Annotated in this window: 12 protein-coding genes; 6 read left to right on the forward strand and 6 right to left on the reverse strand. The window is 72.1% G+C overall.

The annotated features are described in order from the left end of the window. Positions 1-4: 4 nt before the first annotated feature. Positions 5-622: a dTDP-4-dehydrorhamnose 3,5-epimerase gene (gene rfbC / locus ACZ7L7_RS26265; protein WP_285512069.1), complete on the forward strand. Its 618-nt coding sequence runs from the start codon at positions 5-7 to the stop codon at positions 620-622. A gap of 10 nt (positions 623-632) precedes the next feature. On the opposite strand, the gene ACZ7L7_RS26270 is transcribed toward rfbC, so the two are convergent. The 5 genes from ACZ7L7_RS26270 to ACZ7L7_RS26290 form a co-directional block, all read right to left on the reverse strand. Then, positions 633-1,424 carry a class I SAM-dependent methyltransferase gene (locus ACZ7L7_RS26270; RefSeq protein WP_285512068.1) on the reverse strand — a complete coding sequence of 264 codons (792 nt, stop codon included), beginning with the start codon at positions 1,422-1,424 and terminating at the stop codon, positions 633-635. Further along, positions 1,421-2,296, reverse strand: a complete 876-nt coding sequence (rfbD, locus tag ACZ7L7_RS26275; protein ID WP_472077423.1) for a dTDP-4-dehydrorhamnose reductase — start codon at positions 2,294-2,296, stop codon at positions 1,421-1,423. The genes ACZ7L7_RS26270 and rfbD overlap by 4 nt, the downstream gene beginning before the upstream one ends. Continuing rightward, positions 2,293-3,273, reverse strand: coding sequence for a dTDP-glucose 4,6-dehydratase (rfbB, locus tag ACZ7L7_RS26280; RefSeq protein WP_453602268.1), 981 nt, complete (start codon positions 3,271-3,273; stop codon positions 2,293-2,295). The genes rfbD and rfbB overlap by 4 nt, the downstream gene beginning before the upstream one ends. Then, the gene (locus ACZ7L7_RS26285; RefSeq protein WP_453602271.1) at positions 3,270-4,337 is read right to left on the reverse strand and encodes a glucose-1-phosphate thymidylyltransferase; all 1,068 of its coding nucleotides are present in this window, start codon (positions 4,335-4,337) and stop codon (positions 3,270-3,272) included. Before ACZ7L7_RS26285 ends, rfbB begins: the two co-directional genes overlap by 4 nt. An 82-nt stretch (positions 4,338-4,419) precedes the next feature. Continuing rightward, on the reverse strand, positions 4,420-6,861 hold the full coding sequence (locus tag ACZ7L7_RS26290) for a SpoIIE family protein phosphatase (RefSeq protein ID WP_472077426.1): 2,442 nt from the start codon (positions 6,859-6,861) through the stop codon (positions 4,420-4,422). A 232-nt stretch (positions 6,862-7,093) separates the two neighbouring features. On the opposite strand from ACZ7L7_RS26290, the gene ACZ7L7_RS26295 reads away from it, so the two are divergent. Beyond that, on the forward strand, positions 7,094-9,241 hold the full coding sequence (locus ACZ7L7_RS26295) for a SpoIIE family protein phosphatase (RefSeq protein WP_472077536.1): 2,148 nt from the start codon (positions 7,094-7,096) through the stop codon (positions 9,239-9,241). 81 nt (positions 9,242-9,322) lie between these two features. On the opposite strand, the gene ACZ7L7_RS26300 is transcribed toward ACZ7L7_RS26295, so the two are convergent. After that, positions 9,323-10,666, reverse strand: coding sequence for a S1 family peptidase (locus ACZ7L7_RS26300; RefSeq protein ID WP_472077428.1), 1,344 nt, complete (start codon positions 10,664-10,666; stop codon positions 9,323-9,325). A gap of 203 nt (positions 10,667-10,869) precedes the next feature. On the opposite strand from ACZ7L7_RS26300, the gene ACZ7L7_RS26305 reads away from it, so the two are divergent. From ACZ7L7_RS26305 to ACZ7L7_RS26320, 4 genes are all read left to right on the forward strand, one after another. Beyond that, the gene (locus tag ACZ7L7_RS26305) at positions 10,870-11,283 is read left to right on the forward strand and encodes a PaaI family thioesterase (RefSeq protein ID WP_453602276.1); all 414 of its coding nucleotides are present in this window, start codon (positions 10,870-10,872) and stop codon (positions 11,281-11,283) included. Positions 11,284-11,753: 470 nt separating this feature from the next. Next, positions 11,754-11,969 (forward strand): type A2 lantipeptide, encoded by a 216-nt coding sequence (locus tag ACZ7L7_RS26310; RefSeq protein WP_093723990.1) that lies wholly within the window; start codon positions 11,754-11,756, stop codon positions 11,967-11,969. A gap of 96 nt (positions 11,970-12,065) precedes the next feature. Then, complete coding sequence (locus ACZ7L7_RS26315; RefSeq protein WP_285512062.1) at positions 12,066-12,872, forward strand: biotin/lipoyl-containing protein; 807 nt, start codon at positions 12,066-12,068, stop codon at positions 12,870-12,872. Then, complete coding sequence (locus ACZ7L7_RS26320) at positions 12,869-15,091, forward strand: NHLP family bacteriocin export ABC transporter peptidase/permease/ATPase subunit (RefSeq protein ID WP_471593098.1); 2,223 nt, start codon at positions 12,869-12,871, stop codon at positions 15,089-15,091. The genes ACZ7L7_RS26315 and ACZ7L7_RS26320 overlap by 4 nt, the downstream gene beginning before the upstream one ends. Position 15,092 lies beyond the last annotated feature (1 nt).

Here is a 15,092-nt window from a genome sequence, read left to right on the forward strand (position 1 = left end):
GGCGTTGCGCGCACTGGGGATCGACGGGGCCTGGGTGCTGGAGCCCAAGCTGTTCCCGGACGACCGGGGCAGCTTCCACGAGTGGTACCGCAGCGAGGAGTTCCGCGAGGCCACCGGGTACGACCTCACGCTCGCGCAGGCCAACTGCTCGGTGTCCCGGCGGGGCGTGGTGCGCGGGGTGCACTTCTCCGACGTGCCGCCCGGCCAGGCCAAGTACGTCACCTGTGTGCGCGGCGCGGTCCTGGACGTGGTGGTCGACCTGCGCACCGGCTCCCCGGCGTTCGGCCAGTGGGAGGCCCTGCGGCTGGACGACGACACCCGGCACGCGGTCTTCCTTGCGGAGGGCCTGGGCCACGCCTTCATGGCGCTGACCGACGACGCCACCGTGGTCTACCTGTGCTCCACCGGCTACGCCCCGGACCGGGAGCACGGCGTGCACCCGCTCGACCCGGACCTGGCGCTGCCCTGGCCGGAGAGCGTGGCGCCGGTGCTCTCCCCGAAGGACGCCGAGGCGCCGCCGCTGGCCGAGGCGCTGCGCGCCGGGCTGCTGCCGTCGTACGAGGACTGCGCGGCCCGCTACCGGGAGGTGCGGGCCGGCCAGGGTCCTTCGTCCGGTTTCTGAGAGCTCGCCCCTAGAGCTGTTCCAGCGCCTTGCGCAGAGGGTCCCAGCCGCGTGAGCGGCGTACGCCCAGGTTCCTCGCGCGGGTCAGGGGGCGCCACAAACCCGCCTCCAGGAGGGTCTCGGGGCGGATCGCGCCGGTGCGTTCGAGGATGCTCTCGGGCACCTTCTGCGGGTCGGGCAGGTCGTACTCGGCGACGATCTCGTCGTAGCGGTCGCGCAGCACGGTGTTCTTAGGGTCGGCGCCGAAGACGACGAGCTGCCCGGTGGGCTGGGTGTCGACCAGCACGGTGACCAGGTCGGGGCGGTAGCGGGCGAGGATCTCGACGAGTTTGTACACGTCGCCGGTCCAGGCGCCGGTGTGCCGGTCGCGGGCCGCCTCGTCGGCGTTGCGCGGCAGCATGTCGTCGAAGACGATCACGCTGGCCCAGTCGGAGTGCCGCTCGACGTTGATGAAGTCGCGCAGCGCGTACTCGAACAGGTGCATGCCGTCGATGAACGACAGGTCCAGCGTGGTGCGCCGCCAGTAGCCGAACGGGCTGCGGCCCCGGCGCAGGTTGCGCAGCGGGTGGCGGCCGCCCTTGAGATGGATGAGCGGGTTGTCGCGGGCGAAGAAGTCGTCGCTGGTGGCCTTCACCAGGTGGACGTCGCAGCGGATCTCGGTGACCACCTTGAAGGCGGGGTCGATCGCGATGCTGGGTACGCGGGACAGCCGCAGGCTGCGCCCGTCGTTGACCCCGATCTCCAGGTAGTTGCGGTTGGCGCTGACCTTGTGCAGTTCCCTCAGGAACTCATGGCGTTTCACGAAGGGGACTCCTTGCGGATGCGGGGCAGTGCTTCGTGCAGGGCGGTGCGCCAGTCGCGGAGCGGCGGCAGGCCCAGTTCCTGCCAGCGGCCGTGCGCGAGGGCGCTGTACTCGGGGCGGGGGGCGGGGCGCGGGGTGGGCGCGGTGTCGGTGGGGCGCACCCGGTCGGGGTCGGCGCCGAGCAGCCGGAACACCTCCCGGGCCAGTTCGAACCAGGTGGCCTCGCCCGAACTGGTGGCGTGGAAGACGCCGTTGGCGTGGGGGCCGATCAGCGGGCCGAGGTCGGCGATGCGGGTGGCGACGTCGACGGTCCAGGTGGGCTGGCCGGTCTGGTTGTCGACGACGTCGACGGTGGGGCGGCTCGCCTCCAGGTCCATCATGGTGCGGACGAAGTTCTTGCCGTGGACGCCGTAGAGCCAGGCGGTGCGCACCACGGCTGACGCGTCCGGGAGTTCCTCGCGCACGGCCCGCTCGCCGGCGAGCTTGGTGCGGCCGTAGGCGGTGCGCGGGGCGGGCGGGTGGTCCTCCGGGTAGGGGGTGGTGCGGCCCTTGCCGGGGAAGACGTAGTCGGTGGAGACGTGGACGAGGCGGGCGCCGTGGGCGGCGCAGGCGCGGGCGAGGAGGCGGGGGCCGTCGCCGTTGACGCGCAGCGCCGCCTCCTCGTGAGCCTCGGCGTCGTCGACGGCCGCGTAGGCGGCGCAGTTGACGACGATGTCCGGGCGGTGCGCGGTGAACACCCGCTCCACCGAGGCGGGTTCGCAGATGTCCAGGGCGCTGTGGTCGAGGCCGGTCACCTCGGCGCCGCGGCCGCGGAGTTCGCCGACGACGTCCTGGCCGAGCATGCCGCCCGCGCCGGTGATCAGCCACCTCATCGGTGCTCCTCCTCCGCGCGTCGCTTGAGCGGCTCCCACCAGGAACGGTGGTCGCGGTACCAGTCGACGGTCTCGGCGAGGCCGGTACGGAAGTCGTGCCGTGGGTGGTAGCCGAGTTCGGTGCGGGCCTTGCTCCAGTCGACGGAGTAGCGCAGGTCGTGTCCCTTGCGGTCCTCGACCTGGCGCACCCGGTCCCAGTCGGCGCCGCAGGCCTCCAGGAGCAGTCCGGTCAGTTCCCGGTTGCTGAGCTCGGTGCCGCCGCCGATGTTGTAGACCTCGCCGGGGCGGCCCTTGGTGCGGACGAGTTCGACGCCCTGGCAGTGGTCGTCGACGTGCAGCCAGTCGCGGACGTTGCGGCCCTCGCCGTAGAGCGGGACCGGTTTGCCGTCGAGGAGGTTGGTGACGAACAGCGGGATGACCTTCTCGGGGAACTGGCGCGGACCGTAGTTGTTGGAGCAGCGGGTGACCCGCACGTCCAGGCCGTGGGTGCGGTGGTAGGCCAGGGCGAGCAGGTCGGCGGAGGCCTTGGAGGCGGAGTACGGCGAACTGGGCCGCAGCAGGAACTCCTCCGAGGAGGAGCCGGTCCCGACGGAGCCGTACACCTCGTCGGTGGAGATGTGCACGAACGTCGACACCCCGCCCCTGAGGGCGCCCTCCAGCAGGGTCTGGGTGCCGACGACATTGGTCAGGACGAAGTCGGCCGCGCCGGTGATCGAGCGGTCCACATGGGACTCGGCGGCGAAGTGCACCACCTGGTCGGCCTGTTCGGTGAGCTTGCCCACGAGTTCGGCGTCGCGGATGTCGCCCTGCACGAACTCCAGGCGGGGATGGTCGAGGGGAAGGTTGTCGAGGCTGCCGGCGTAGGTCAGCTTGTCCAGCACGGTGATGTCCGGCGCGTCGGGCGCGTCGGAGGCGAGCAGCTTGCGGACGTAGGCCGAGCCGATGAAGCCGGCGGCGCCGGTGACGAGGAGGTTCATGGATGGATCTGCACCTTGCTGTGGTCGCCGAGAACGAATCGGTGGGCACTGGGGACATGGTCGGCCGGGGTCACCTCGGCGTGCCGTCCGATCAGGGAGGACTCGATGCGTCCCACGCCGGCGATGGAGGAGTCCCGCAGCACGATGGAGAACTCCAGCTCGCTGTCGGTGATCCGGCAGTTCTCGGCGACGGAGGTGAAGGGTCCGATGTAGGAGTTGTCGACGACCGTGCCGGAGCCGATGACGGCGGGGCCGACGATGCGGGAGTTGACGATCCGGGCGCCCTCCTCGACCACCACCCGCCCGACGGTCTCGGACCGTTCGTCGACCTCGCCGTCGATCCGCCGCTCCAGCCCTTCCAGGACCGTCCGGTTGACCTCCAGCATGTCGTCGACGTTGCCGGTGTCCTTCCAGTAGCCCTCGATGACGGTGCACCGGACGTCGGCGCGGGCGTCGATGAGGTGCTGGATGGCGTGGGTGATCTCCAGTTCGCCGCGCCAGGACGGCTTGATCGCCCGTACCGCCTCGTGGATGGCGGGGGTGAAGAGGTAGACGCCGACCAGGGCGAGGTCGCTCTTGGGGTGCTCGGGTTTCTCCTCCAGGCCCACGACCTGGCCCGCGTCGTCGAGTTCGGCGACGCCGAAGGCGCGCGGATCGGCCACCCGGGTGAGGAGGATCTGGGCGTCGGGGCGGTTGCGGGTGAACTCCGCCACCAGATCACGGATGCCGCCCACGATGAAGTTGTCGCCCAGGTACATGACGAAGTCGTCGTCGCCGAGCCAGTCCCGCGCGATCAGCACCGCGTGCGCCAGGCCCAGGGGGCGTTCCTGCGGGATGTAGGTGATCTGCAGACCGAACTTGGAGCCGTCGCCCACCGCGTCCTGGATCTCCGCTGCGGTGTCCCCGACCACGAGACCCACTTCGGTGATGCCCGCTTCGGCGATGGATTCCAGCCCGTAGAACAGCACAGCCTTGTTGGCGACCGGGACCAGCTGCTTGGCCGATGTATGGGTGATCGGCCTCAGCCGTGTACCGGCTCCGCCGGACAGCACGAGAGCCTTCATTTGCCTCACCATAGTCGGATTTGTGCGGGAGGGACGGCTCGGGGACGGAGCCTTCGCCGCGGCTTGTGCGGGTACCCCGCGTTCAGCGGTTCAGCTGGATTTCGCTCCAGACCTGCTTGCCGCCGCTGACCGGAACCGTTCCCCAGGTCGCCGACATGGCCTCCACCAGGAGGATGCCGCGGCCTCCGGTGGCCTCCCAGCCGATGCTGGTGGGTTTGACGGGGCTGCGCGGCGAGGTGTCGGCGACGGCGACGCGCAGGCGGCTGTTGACGAGGGTGAGGTAGAGGCGGACGGGGCCGTCGGTGTGCACGAGGGCGTTGGTGACCAGTTCGGAGACGACCAGGAGCACGGCGTCGATCTCGACGTCCAGGCCCCAGGCGCGCAGGGTGCGCCGGGTGAAGCGGCGGGCGTGGCCGACGGCTTCCGGGACCCGCCAGACCGTCCAGCTCTCCCGGCGGGGGCGGGCGTCCATGCCGTCGTAGCGCATCAGCAGCAGGGCCACGTCGTCGCTGCGGCGGGCGTTGCCGAGCAGGGCGTCGGCGACCTGGCCGAGGTGGGCGGGGTCGGCGGCGGCCAGTTCGTGGGCGAAGCGCTCCATCCCGGCGTCGATGTCGGCCTCGACGGACTCCACCAGGCCGTCCGTGGTGAGCGCGATCAGCGTGCCGGGCTGCAGGCGCAGGGGGCTCATCGGGAACTCGGCCTGGGTCATCACGCCGAGCGGGGGGCCGCCCTCGGCCTCGGCGATGTCGGTTGCGCCGTCCGGGTGACGCAGCACCGGGGGCAGGTGTCCGGCGCGGACGCACCAGGCGGTTCCCTCCTCCAGGTCGACGTCCACGTAGGCGCAGGTGGCGAAGAGGTCGGTCTCCAGCTCCATCAGCAGCCGGTTGGCGTGCGAGACGACCACGTCGGGCGGGTGCCCCTCGGCGGCGTAGGCGCGCAGAGCCGTGCGCATCTGGCCCATCAGGGTGGCGGCGGCCGCGCTGTGGCCCTGGACGTCTCCGATGACGAGGGCGACGTGGTTGTCGGGCAGCGGGATGACGTCGTACCAGTCGCCGCCCAGTTCGAGACCGGCGGTGCTGGGCAGGTAGCGGGCGACGGCGATGCCGCCGGGCAGCCGGGGCAGGCGGCGGGGCAGGAGCTGGCGCTGGAGCATGCCGACCAGCTCGTGCTCGGCGTCGAAGGCGTGGGCGCGCATCAGGGCCTGTCCGGCGAGTCCGGCGGAGGCGGTGAGCAGGGCGCGTTCGTCGGGTCCGAAGTGGTGCGGGCTGTCCCAGCCGATCAGGCAGGCGCCCGCCATGCGTCCGCCGGCCGGCAGCGGCAGGACGGCGAGGCCGCCGGGGCCGACATCGGCGAGCGCGGGTTCCAGAGGGGCGCCCGCGGGCCAGATCTGGGCGCGGCCCTCGCGCAGGGCGGCGGCCAGGGTCGGCATGGCGCGCACGGGGGCGTCGGGCCATTCGCTGCGCCACTCCGAGCGCCACAGCTCGGGCCAGGACTCCGGCTCGGGCGGGTCGAGGACGGTGACGACGAGCCGGTCGTTCTCCAGCTCGGCGAGCGCGATCCGGTCGGCGCGCAGCGGGGTGCGCAGGGCGGCGACGACGGCCTGGCTGACGTCGCGGACGGTGCCGGCGGTGGCGAGGGCGGCGGCCAGGCGCTGGACGCGGGCGACGTCGGTGACGTCGGAGCGCAGCTTGGAGGCGTCGGCGACGGTGCCGGAGAGCCGCGCGGGCTGCCCCTCCCCGCCGGGCACCAGCCGTCCGCGGAGCCTGAGCCACTTGGGCGGTCCGGCCGACTGGAGCACCCGGAACTCCAGCTCACGGTCACCGATGGACATGTGGTCGGCCTCGACGACGCTCATCAGCGCGGGCAGGTCCTCCGGCACGGTCAGCCCGAGCAGGGTCTCCACCTTGCCGTCGAACTCCTCCGGCACGAGGCCGAACAGGTCCAGGATGTCGTCGCCGACCTCGACGCGGCCGGTGTCCATGGCCAGGCTGAAGGCGTTGGACGGCAGGTCGCCGGGTTCGGCGCTCGGGACGGGGGCCGAATGGGCGACGGCGTGGGCGATCAGGGCCAGACAGGCGCGGTCCTCGGGGTCGAACCCGTCGGCGCACTCGCTCACGGCGACCAGACAGCCGTCGGCGGTCTCGCCGCGCGCGGGCAGCACCGCCAGGTGGAAGTCGTCGGCGGAGGCACGCCGGGACTGGGCGCGCTCGGCGAGGTCCTTCGGCCCGAGCCAGCGGGGGCGCCCGGAGTGGTGGGCGTCGGCCACCGGGGAGCCGCCGGAGGCGGCGTAGCTGTCGCGCAGTCCGTACTGGGTGCGCGGGGAGCCGGTCCACTCCACCAGGCACAGCACCTCGCCGTCCTCGGCGAGGGTGTAGACGGCGGCGAAGGCGGCGCGGGCGTGGACGAGTGCCTGTTCGAGGACGCGGCGCAGCCGGTCGGGCGCGTCGGGGGCGGTGACCGTGGAAAGGGCATCTTCGGCACGGTGCCTTCTCGATCTGCGTCCCGCAGCTCCGTCGCCACCCACGTCGCCATTACAGCGCTAATGAGACACCCGCGCAGCCCCTGTGCGCGTCCGATGGAATCTTCGCGGAGGGCGGTGCTCGAAACCCACCGAACAAGTGGTCACGCAAGTGTTCGGGACCATCGTCCCGTGACAACGGGGCCCTGCCCGCCCGACCCGGGAGCGCTCGCCGTGCGGTCCGGCCCGTCAGGGGGGAGATTTGTTCCGGGGATCCGTCGCCCGGCCGTGCGAGGAGGTGGTCGGCGTGTCCGACGGGCAGGACTCCGCCCAGGCGCCGGCGATGACGCGGACGCGGGTCGGCCGACCGCTGCTGTCGCTGGCGCTGGCCTCGATGATGGACGAGGTCCACGCGCACTCCGGCGCGGTCTATCTGCGGGCCGCCGAGGAGCCGGTGCTGGAGATGGCGGTGATGGCGGGGCTCCCCCGGGCCTTCGCGGCACCCTGGGAGCGGGTGGGGCTGAGCGCTCCGGTGCCGGTGGCGGACGCGGCGCGCGAACGGCGGCTGGTGTGGGTCAGCGGCGAGGAGGAGATGGCCCGGCTGTATCCGCGGATCTCGGTGGTGCTGCCGTACCCCTTCGCGCTGGCGGCGCTGCCGGTGGCGACGGACTCCACTGTCTACGGCGCGGTCTTCGTGACCTGGCCGGGCTCGCATCCGCCGGAGCTGTCGGAGCGCGAGCGCACCCATCTCACGGCCGCGTGCGACCGGCTCGCCACCCGGCTGGCGCGCGCCCTGGAGGACAGCGTGCCGCTGCTGCCCGAGCCGGATCTGCTCGCCGCGCCCTCCCTCGCGGGCGCGGCCGGGACGCTCGGCACGGTGGAGTCGGCGCGGATGGTGGCCCGGCTGCCGTACGGGCTGTGCTCGCTGGATCTGCACGGGCGGATCTGCTTCGCCAACGCGGCGGCGGCCGAGCTGATCGGGCTGCCGGTGAGTCAGTTGCTGGGCACGCAGCTGTGGGCCTCGGTGCCCTGGCTGAACGATCCGGTGTACGAGGACCGCTACCGGGCGGCGCTGTTCAGCCAGCAGAGCACGTCGTTCGTGGCGCTGCGGCCGCCGGGCGACTGGCTGTCGTTCCGGCTGTATCCGAGCACGACCGGGCTGAGTGTCCGGGTGACCCGGGCGCGGGCGGTCGCCGAGATGAACCGCGGGCACCGGCCTGCCCCCGACGCGCCGACACGGCTGGTGACGATCTCGCAGCTGCTGAGCCTGGCGAGTTCGCTGACCGAGGCGGTCGGCGTGCAGGACGTGGTGCAGCTGGTCGCCGACGAGATCGCGCCGACGGTCGGCAGCCAGGCTCTGGTGGTGCTGGGCTCCCGGGCGGGGCGGCTGCATGTGCTCGGGCACCACGGCTATCCGGACGCGTCGTTCGTGGAGCAGTTCGACGGACTGCCGATGACCGAGCGGACCCCGGGCACCCACGCCCTGACCACGGGTGTTCCGGCGTTCTTCGAGGACCGGCAGCAACTGGAGCGGCTGTATCCGGTCCGCGAGGCCACCCCCGACGGGTTCGCGGCCTGGGCGTACCTGCCGCTGATCGCCTCCGGCCGCCCGGTGGGCACGGTCGTCCTCGCCTACACCGAGCCGCACACCTTCCCCGCCGACGAACGGTCGGTGCTGACGAGCATGGGCGGGCTGATCGCGCAGGCGCTGGAGCGGGCGATGCTCTACGACGCCAAGCACCATCTCGCGCACGGCCTGCAGGCGGCGCTGCTGCCGCACTCACTGCCGCCGCTGCCCGGGATCGAGGCGGCGGCACGCTATCTGCCGGCCACTCAGGGCATGGACATCGGCGGCGACTTCTACGACCTGGTGCCCGTGCAGGGACAGGCCGCGGCGGTGATCGGGGACGTACAGGGCCACAATGTGACGGCGGCCGGTCTGATGGGGCAGATCCGTACGGCCGTACGGGCCTACACGACGGTCGGGCAGCCGCCCGAGGAGGTCATGCGCAGCACCAACCGGCTGCTGATCGACCTCGGGGCCGAACTGTTCGCGAGCTGTCTGTACCTGCGGCTGGACCCGGAGCGCGGCCGGGCCGTGATGGCCCGTGCGGGGCATCCGCCGCCGCTGCTGCGCCGGCCGGACGGAAAGGTACGGGTCCTGGACCTGGCCGGGGGTCCGCTGCTGGGCATCGACGGCTCCGCGAGCTACCAGACGACGGAGGTGGACATGGCCCCGGGCTCCGTCCTCGCCCTGTACACCGACGGTCTGATCGAGTCCCCGGGCATCGACATCGAGGATGCCCTCGCCGAACTGGGCCACCTCCTGGCGGAGGCGGGCGACGCTCGCCTGGACGCCCTGGCGGACCACCTGGTGGAGGCGTCCGCGCTGCCCCGGGGGCGGGCGGACGATGTGGCGGTGCTGTTGCTGCGGGCCGAGGACTGACGGGCGTACCACCCGTATGACGTGGGTGGCCGGCCCTCCCGCCGAAGGGCCGGCCACCCGGTCTGTCACGGTGCTACGGGGTCAGTGCGACTTGTTGCCGCGGCCCTGCTCGCCCATGTCGACCTCTTCGCCGAGGCCCGCCTCGTCACCGGCGCCCGCCTCGTCACCGGCACCGGCCTCCTGGCCCGCGCCCGCGTCCTGACCGGCGCCCGCGTCCTGACCGGCGCCCGCGTCCTGGCCCGCACCGGCCTCGTCACCGGCGCCCGCTTCCTCGCCGGCGCCCGCGTCCTGGCCCGCGCCGCCGTCACCGGCCGCGCCACCGGCGCCGAGCGTGGCGCCCGTCGCCTCAAGCGCGGTCGTGACCGGCTGGAAGAACGTCTCGCCGCCCACGGTGCAGTCGCCGCTGCCGCCCGAGGTGAGGCCGATGGCCAGGCCGTCCTGGGTGAACAGGGAGCCGCCGCTGTCGCCGGGCTCGGCGCAGACGTTGGTCTGGATGAGCCCGGTGACCGTGCCCTCGGGGTAGTTGACGGTGGCGTTCAGGGCGAGGACCTGACCGTCGCTCAGACCGGTGGTGCTGCCCATCCGGAAGACCTGGAGCCCGACGGTGGCCTCGGCGGCCTGGCTGATCGCGACGGTCTGGTTGCCGAGGTTGACCTCGCTCGGCGCCTCGGTCGCCGGGTCGTCGTACTTGACGAGCGCGAAGTCGCCCGTGCCGGGGAAGGTCGCCGTCTCGGCGTCCACCGTGGCGATCGGGGCGCCGCCCTGGCTGTCCGACCACTGGGCGGCGGCGACACCGCAGTGACCGGCCGTCAGGAAGGCCGGGGTGCCGTCGCCCGCGGTGACATTGAAGCCCGCCGAGCAGCGCGCGCCGCCCGCGAAGATGGCGTCGCCGCCGGAGAGGAAGGGCTTGAAGGTGCCCTGGGACTTCTTGATGGTGGCCATGCCGGAGCCGAGGCTCTCCACCGTCGACTCCAGCTGGTCCCACTTGTCGCCGGTGACCGTGCTGTCCGCGGTGACCAGGATCTTGTTGGTGCGCGGGTCGACGGCCCAGGACGTGCCGGGGATGGTCGCCTCGGCCTTGAGGGTCTTCGCGCCTGCGTCGAGCTCGGCGAGGCTGTTGTCCACCTGGCGGACCTTCGCGCCCGCCTTCTTCGCCTGCACGATGACGTTGTTGTTGTCGCCGGGGACGACATTGACGACGAGCTGCTGGTTGTCGGCGTCGTAGTACGAGCCGGCGAACGCGTCGCCGAGCAGTCCGGCGAGTTGTGAGGCGAGATCCGAGGCGTCCGCCGCCTTGAGGGTCTTGGGGGCCGCGGCACTGTCCGAGGCGCCGTCCTGGGACGCGTTCGCGTTGGGCAGCAGGATCACGGCCGCTCCGAGCGCCGCCACACCGCCCGCGGCTATCGCGGCCTTGCGCTTCGGCATTCGCTTGTGACTCAACCTTCTCGACCTCCTGGGGACGGGGGACGTGCCACCGTGTCGTCCGGCGGCTGTTCGGGGCGCCTGGATGGTCACTGGTACGCACGGGTCACGTGGTGCGTTCAATTCCGTTTCCACGCAGCCCAGTCGGACGACCGTTTCGGCCAAGCTCCGCGTCCCGGCGGGCGGCGGCGGGAACAATCCCCCATATGACGATGACCACCGCCGAAGCCGACAAGATCCTCGCCGACAACTTCGCCCCTTGGGTGCTCGAACTGGGGCTGACCGTCGAGGGCTTGGAAGACCACCGCGCCGTTTTGCGTCTGCCCTGGTCACAGCGGTTGGCCCGGGAGGGCGGGGCGCTGTCCGGGCAGGCGCTGATGGCCGCGGCGGACACCGCCACCGTGATCGCCGTGTCGGCGGCGCGCGGCGCGTACGGGCCGATGACGACCGTTCAGCAGTCCACGTCCTTCCAGCGCGCGGTGACGGGCTCGGATGTCCTGATCGAAGCGGTGATCACCAAGCTGGGCCGCCGGATGGCGTTCGCCGACATCACCATGACCGACGCGGCGACGGGTGAGATCGCGGCCCGCGCGAGCACGGTCTACGCACTGTTGGGCTGAGCCTCACCAAACGCGTCCTCTTCGTCACTCCCCGTCGCGACCGGAGAGCGGAATCAGGGCTTCAGCGAATCTGCACATCCCATGCCCAACGAAGTCACGGCGGGCCGGACTCCCCCACAACCCGCTACCGCCGGTCACACCATTGGGACGGGAGTGTCGCTTTCGGCTCCCGCCCCGCAAGAGCGCGTACGAGCCGATGCCGTGACGCATGTGAAGAAGTCGCCGACAAGCCGTGCGCGCACCCTCACGGATGTCCGCCCCTGAGGGCCAATTGCCCAGGTGAGGCGGCTGTTTGATTGGAAGCGCGAACCCGCCGCGTGCTTTGATCCATCGCACCGCACGGACCGCGGCGGCACTCGGGAACGGGTGCCGGGCGGCCCTCGGTCGCGGCCGTCCGCCTGTCCCCCACGGGCACGCAGAGGGGGCCGCTCTCCCCCTTGTGAAATATCCATACGAAGGGAAGTTCCATCATGAACTCCACCCCCCAGGTTGAGACCGTCGAGATCTCCGACGCCGAGCTGGACAACGTCTCCGGCGGCCTGTCCGTGAACGCCCTCGGCACCGTCACCGGCCTGGTGGACGGCATCGCCCCGGTTTCCGGCCTGGTCGACACGGCCGTCGGCACCGTCGAGGGTGTCACCGGTCTGAACACCGCCCCGGTCACCAGCCTGGTCGCCGGTCTCTGATCGCACCGCGTGCGTCGTCGAGTCCCGGAGCCGCCCAGGCTCCGGGACTCTTCGGATGGCGTGCGAGCCGTACCCGCACGAGGTGAGGGAAGTCCCTTGCAGTTCCGCCAACAGGCCCTCGCCAAGCTCCAGTCGCCGGAAGAGCTCGATCTCCCGGTGCGATTCGCCCGGCCCCAGGGCTGGCTCACGCTGACCGTGACGGTCGTCGTCATGGCGGCGGCCGCCGTATGGGCGGTCACCGGATCGGTGACGTCCACCGTCGGCGGGCCGGCCATCCTCACGCACGGGCAGGGCAGTTACGTCCTCCAGAGCCCCGTCGCGGGGCAGGTCACCGCGGTCCTCGCGAAGCAGGGCGAGCGGCTGCCCGCCGACTCCCCGGTCCTGAAGGTCCGTACGGCCAAGAGCGAGACGGTCGTGCGCACGGTCGCCGCCGGCCGTATCACCGCGCTCGCCGCCACCATCGGCCAGATCGTCTCGACCGGCGCGAACGTGGCCGCGGTCGAGAAGGTCGCCGGCCCCAAGGACCCGCTGTACGCGACGGTCTATGTGCCCGCCCAGAACGCGGCCTCCATCCCCGAGGGCGCCGCGGTCGACCTCACCGTGCAGTCGGTGCCCGCCCAGCGGTACGGCGTGCTGCGCGGCCAGGTGAAGTCCGTGGACCGCTCCGCCCAGTCCGCGCAGTCCATCACCTCCTTCCTCGGCGACAGCCAGCTCGGCGAGCAGTTCACCAAGGACGGCAGGCCGGTCGCGGTCCTGGTGAAGCTGAACAGGTCCGCCGCCACGAAGAGCGGTTACGCGTGGTCGTCCGCCGACGGCCCGCCCTTCTCCCTCACCTCCATGACCCTCGCCCAGGCCTCGGTGCGCCTGGCCGACGAGCGTCCCGTCGACTGGCTGCTGCCGTGAGCGCCGTCCAGGAGACGCGGCACCGCCGCCGGGCCGCCCCGCCCAAGCGCCCCGTGCCCAAGGGCCGTTCGCGGACCGTCCGCACGCCGACCGTGCTCCAGATGGAGGCCGTGGAGTGCGGTGCCGCCTCCCTCGCGATGGTCCTCGGCCACTACGGCAAGCACGTCCCGCTGGAGGAGCTGCGCATCGCCTGCGGTGTCTCGCGGGACGGCTCGCGCGCCGGCAACCTCCTCAAAGCCGCCCGCAGTTACGGCCTCACGGCCAAGGGCATGCAGATGGACACGGCCGCCCTCGCCGAGGTGACGGCACCGGCCGTGCTGTTCTGGGAGTTCAACCACTACGTCGTCTACGACGGCATGGGGCGCCGCTTCGGCCGCCGCGGGGTCTACATCAACGACCCGGCGAAGGGCCGCCGATTCGTGCCGATGGAGGACTTCGACGGCAGTTTCACCGGAGTCGTGCTGGTGATGGAGCCCGGCGAGGGCTTCCGCAAGGGCGGCCGCAAGCCGGGGGTGCTCGGCGCGATGCCCGCCCGGATGCGCGGCACCGCGGGCACCCTGCCCGCCGCCGTGCTGGCGAGCCTGCTGCTGGTCGCGGTCGGCGCGACCGTGCCCGCGCTGAGCCGCACCTACATCGACACCTTCCTGATCGGCGGTCAGACCTCCCCGCTGGGTGTGCTGTTCGCGTCGATGGGCGCCTCCGTGCTGCTCACGCTGGCGCTGACCTGGCTCCAGCAGGCGAACCTGCTGCGCGGCCGGATCATCTCCTCCACCCTCTCCAGCGCCCGCTTCCTGCGCCATCTGCTGCGGCTGCCGGTCACCTTCTTCTCCCAGCGCAGCCCGGCCGACCTGGTGCAGCGCCTGCAGTCCAACGACGCGGTGGCCGAGACCCTGGCCCGCGATCTCGCGGCGGCGGGCGTGGACGCGGTGGTCGTGGTCCTGTACGCGGTCCTGCTCTACACCTACGACCCGCAGCTGACCGTCGTCGGCATCGGCGTCGCCCTGCTGAACATCGTGGCGATGCGCGTCGTCGTCCGGTTGCGCGCGACCCGTACCGCCAAGCTGCGCGCGGACAGCGCCCGGCTCACCAACACCGCCTACACAGGCCTGCAGTTGATCGAGACGATGAAGGCGACCGGCGGCGAGGACGGCTACTTCCGCAAGTGGGCCGGGCAGCACGCCACCACCCTGGAGGAGCAGCAGCGCCTCGGGGTGCCGAGCGCCTGGCTGGGCGTGGTCGCACCGACGCTGGCCACCCTGAACAGCGCGCTGATCCTGTGGATCGGCGGTATGCGCGCGGTCGAGGGGCACATCACGGTCGGTCTGCTGGTCGCCTTCCAGGCGCTGGTCACGCGTTTCACCGCCCCGCTGACCCGCCTCAACGGCGTCGCGGGCCGCATCCAGGACTTCGCGGCGGACGTGGCCCGGCTGAAGGACGTGGAGAACTTCCGCACGGACCCGCTGTACGCCCGCCCCGGCGGCGCCGAGTCCACCCGCCGCCTGCACGGGCACGTGGAGCTGGAGAACATCACCTTCGGCTACAACCCGCTGGACAAGCCCCTGTTGACCGGCTTCGACCTCACCGTGGGCCCGGGAAGGCAGGTCGCCCTGGTCGGCGGCTCCGGCAGCGGCAAGTCCACCGTGTCGCGGATCATCTCGGGCCTGTACACGCCCTGGGAGGGCGTGATCCGCATCGACGGACAGCGGCTGGAGGACATCCCGCGCGGCGCGCTCGCCGCGTCCGTCTCCTTCGTGGACCAGGAGGTGTTCCTGTTCGAGGGCACGGTCCGGGACAACGTGGCGCTGTGGGACCCGTCCGTCCCGGACGAGGCGGTGGTCGAGGCGCTGCGGGACGCGGCCCTGTACGACGTGGTCGCGCGCCGTCCCGGGGGCATCCACAGCCCGGTCGAGCAGGACGGCCGGAACTTCTCCGGAGGTCAGCGCCAACGCCTGGAGATCGCCCGGGCGTTGGTGCGGCGGCCGAGCATCCTGGTGCTGGACGAGGTGACGAGCGCGCTGGACGCGGAGACCGAGCTGGTCGTCATGGACAACCTGCGCAGGCGGGGCTGTGCCTGTGTGGTCATCGCGCACCGGCTGAGCACCGTGCGCGACAGCGACGAGATCGTCGTACTGGAGCACGGCACGATCGTGGAGCGCGGCCGGCACGAGGAGCTCGTCGCGCGCGGTGGCGCGTACGCGGCGCTGGTCAGGGAGCGGTGAG

The organism is Streptomyces sp. NPDC110618 (assembly GCF_055657065.1).

What these genes read in the sequence shown, in the direction of transcription:
- ACZ7L7_RS26285 (WP_453602271.1), bottom strand. Translation starts at nt 4,337, where the DNA reads ATGAAGGCTCTCGTGCTGTCCGGCGGAGCCGGTACACGGCTGAGGCCG.
- rfbD (WP_472077423.1), bottom strand. Translation starts at nt 2,296, where the DNA reads ATGAGGTGGCTGATCACCGGCGCGGGCGGCATGCTCGGCCAGGACGTC.
- ACZ7L7_RS26305 (WP_453602276.1), top strand. Translation starts at nt 10,870, where the DNA reads ATGACGATGACCACCGCCGAAGCCGACAAGATCCTCGCCGACAACTTC.
- ACZ7L7_RS26310 (WP_093723990.1), top strand. Translation starts at nt 11,754, where the DNA reads ATGAACTCCACCCCCCAGGTTGAGACCGTCGAGATCTCCGACGCCGAG.
- ACZ7L7_RS26300 (WP_472077428.1), bottom strand. Translation starts at nt 10,666, where the DNA reads ATGCCGAAGCGCAAGGCCGCGATAGCCGCGGGCGGTGTGGCGGCGCTC.
- rfbB (WP_453602268.1), bottom strand. Translation starts at nt 3,273, where the DNA reads ATGAACCTCCTCGTCACCGGCGCCGCCGGCTTCATCGGCTCGGCCTAC.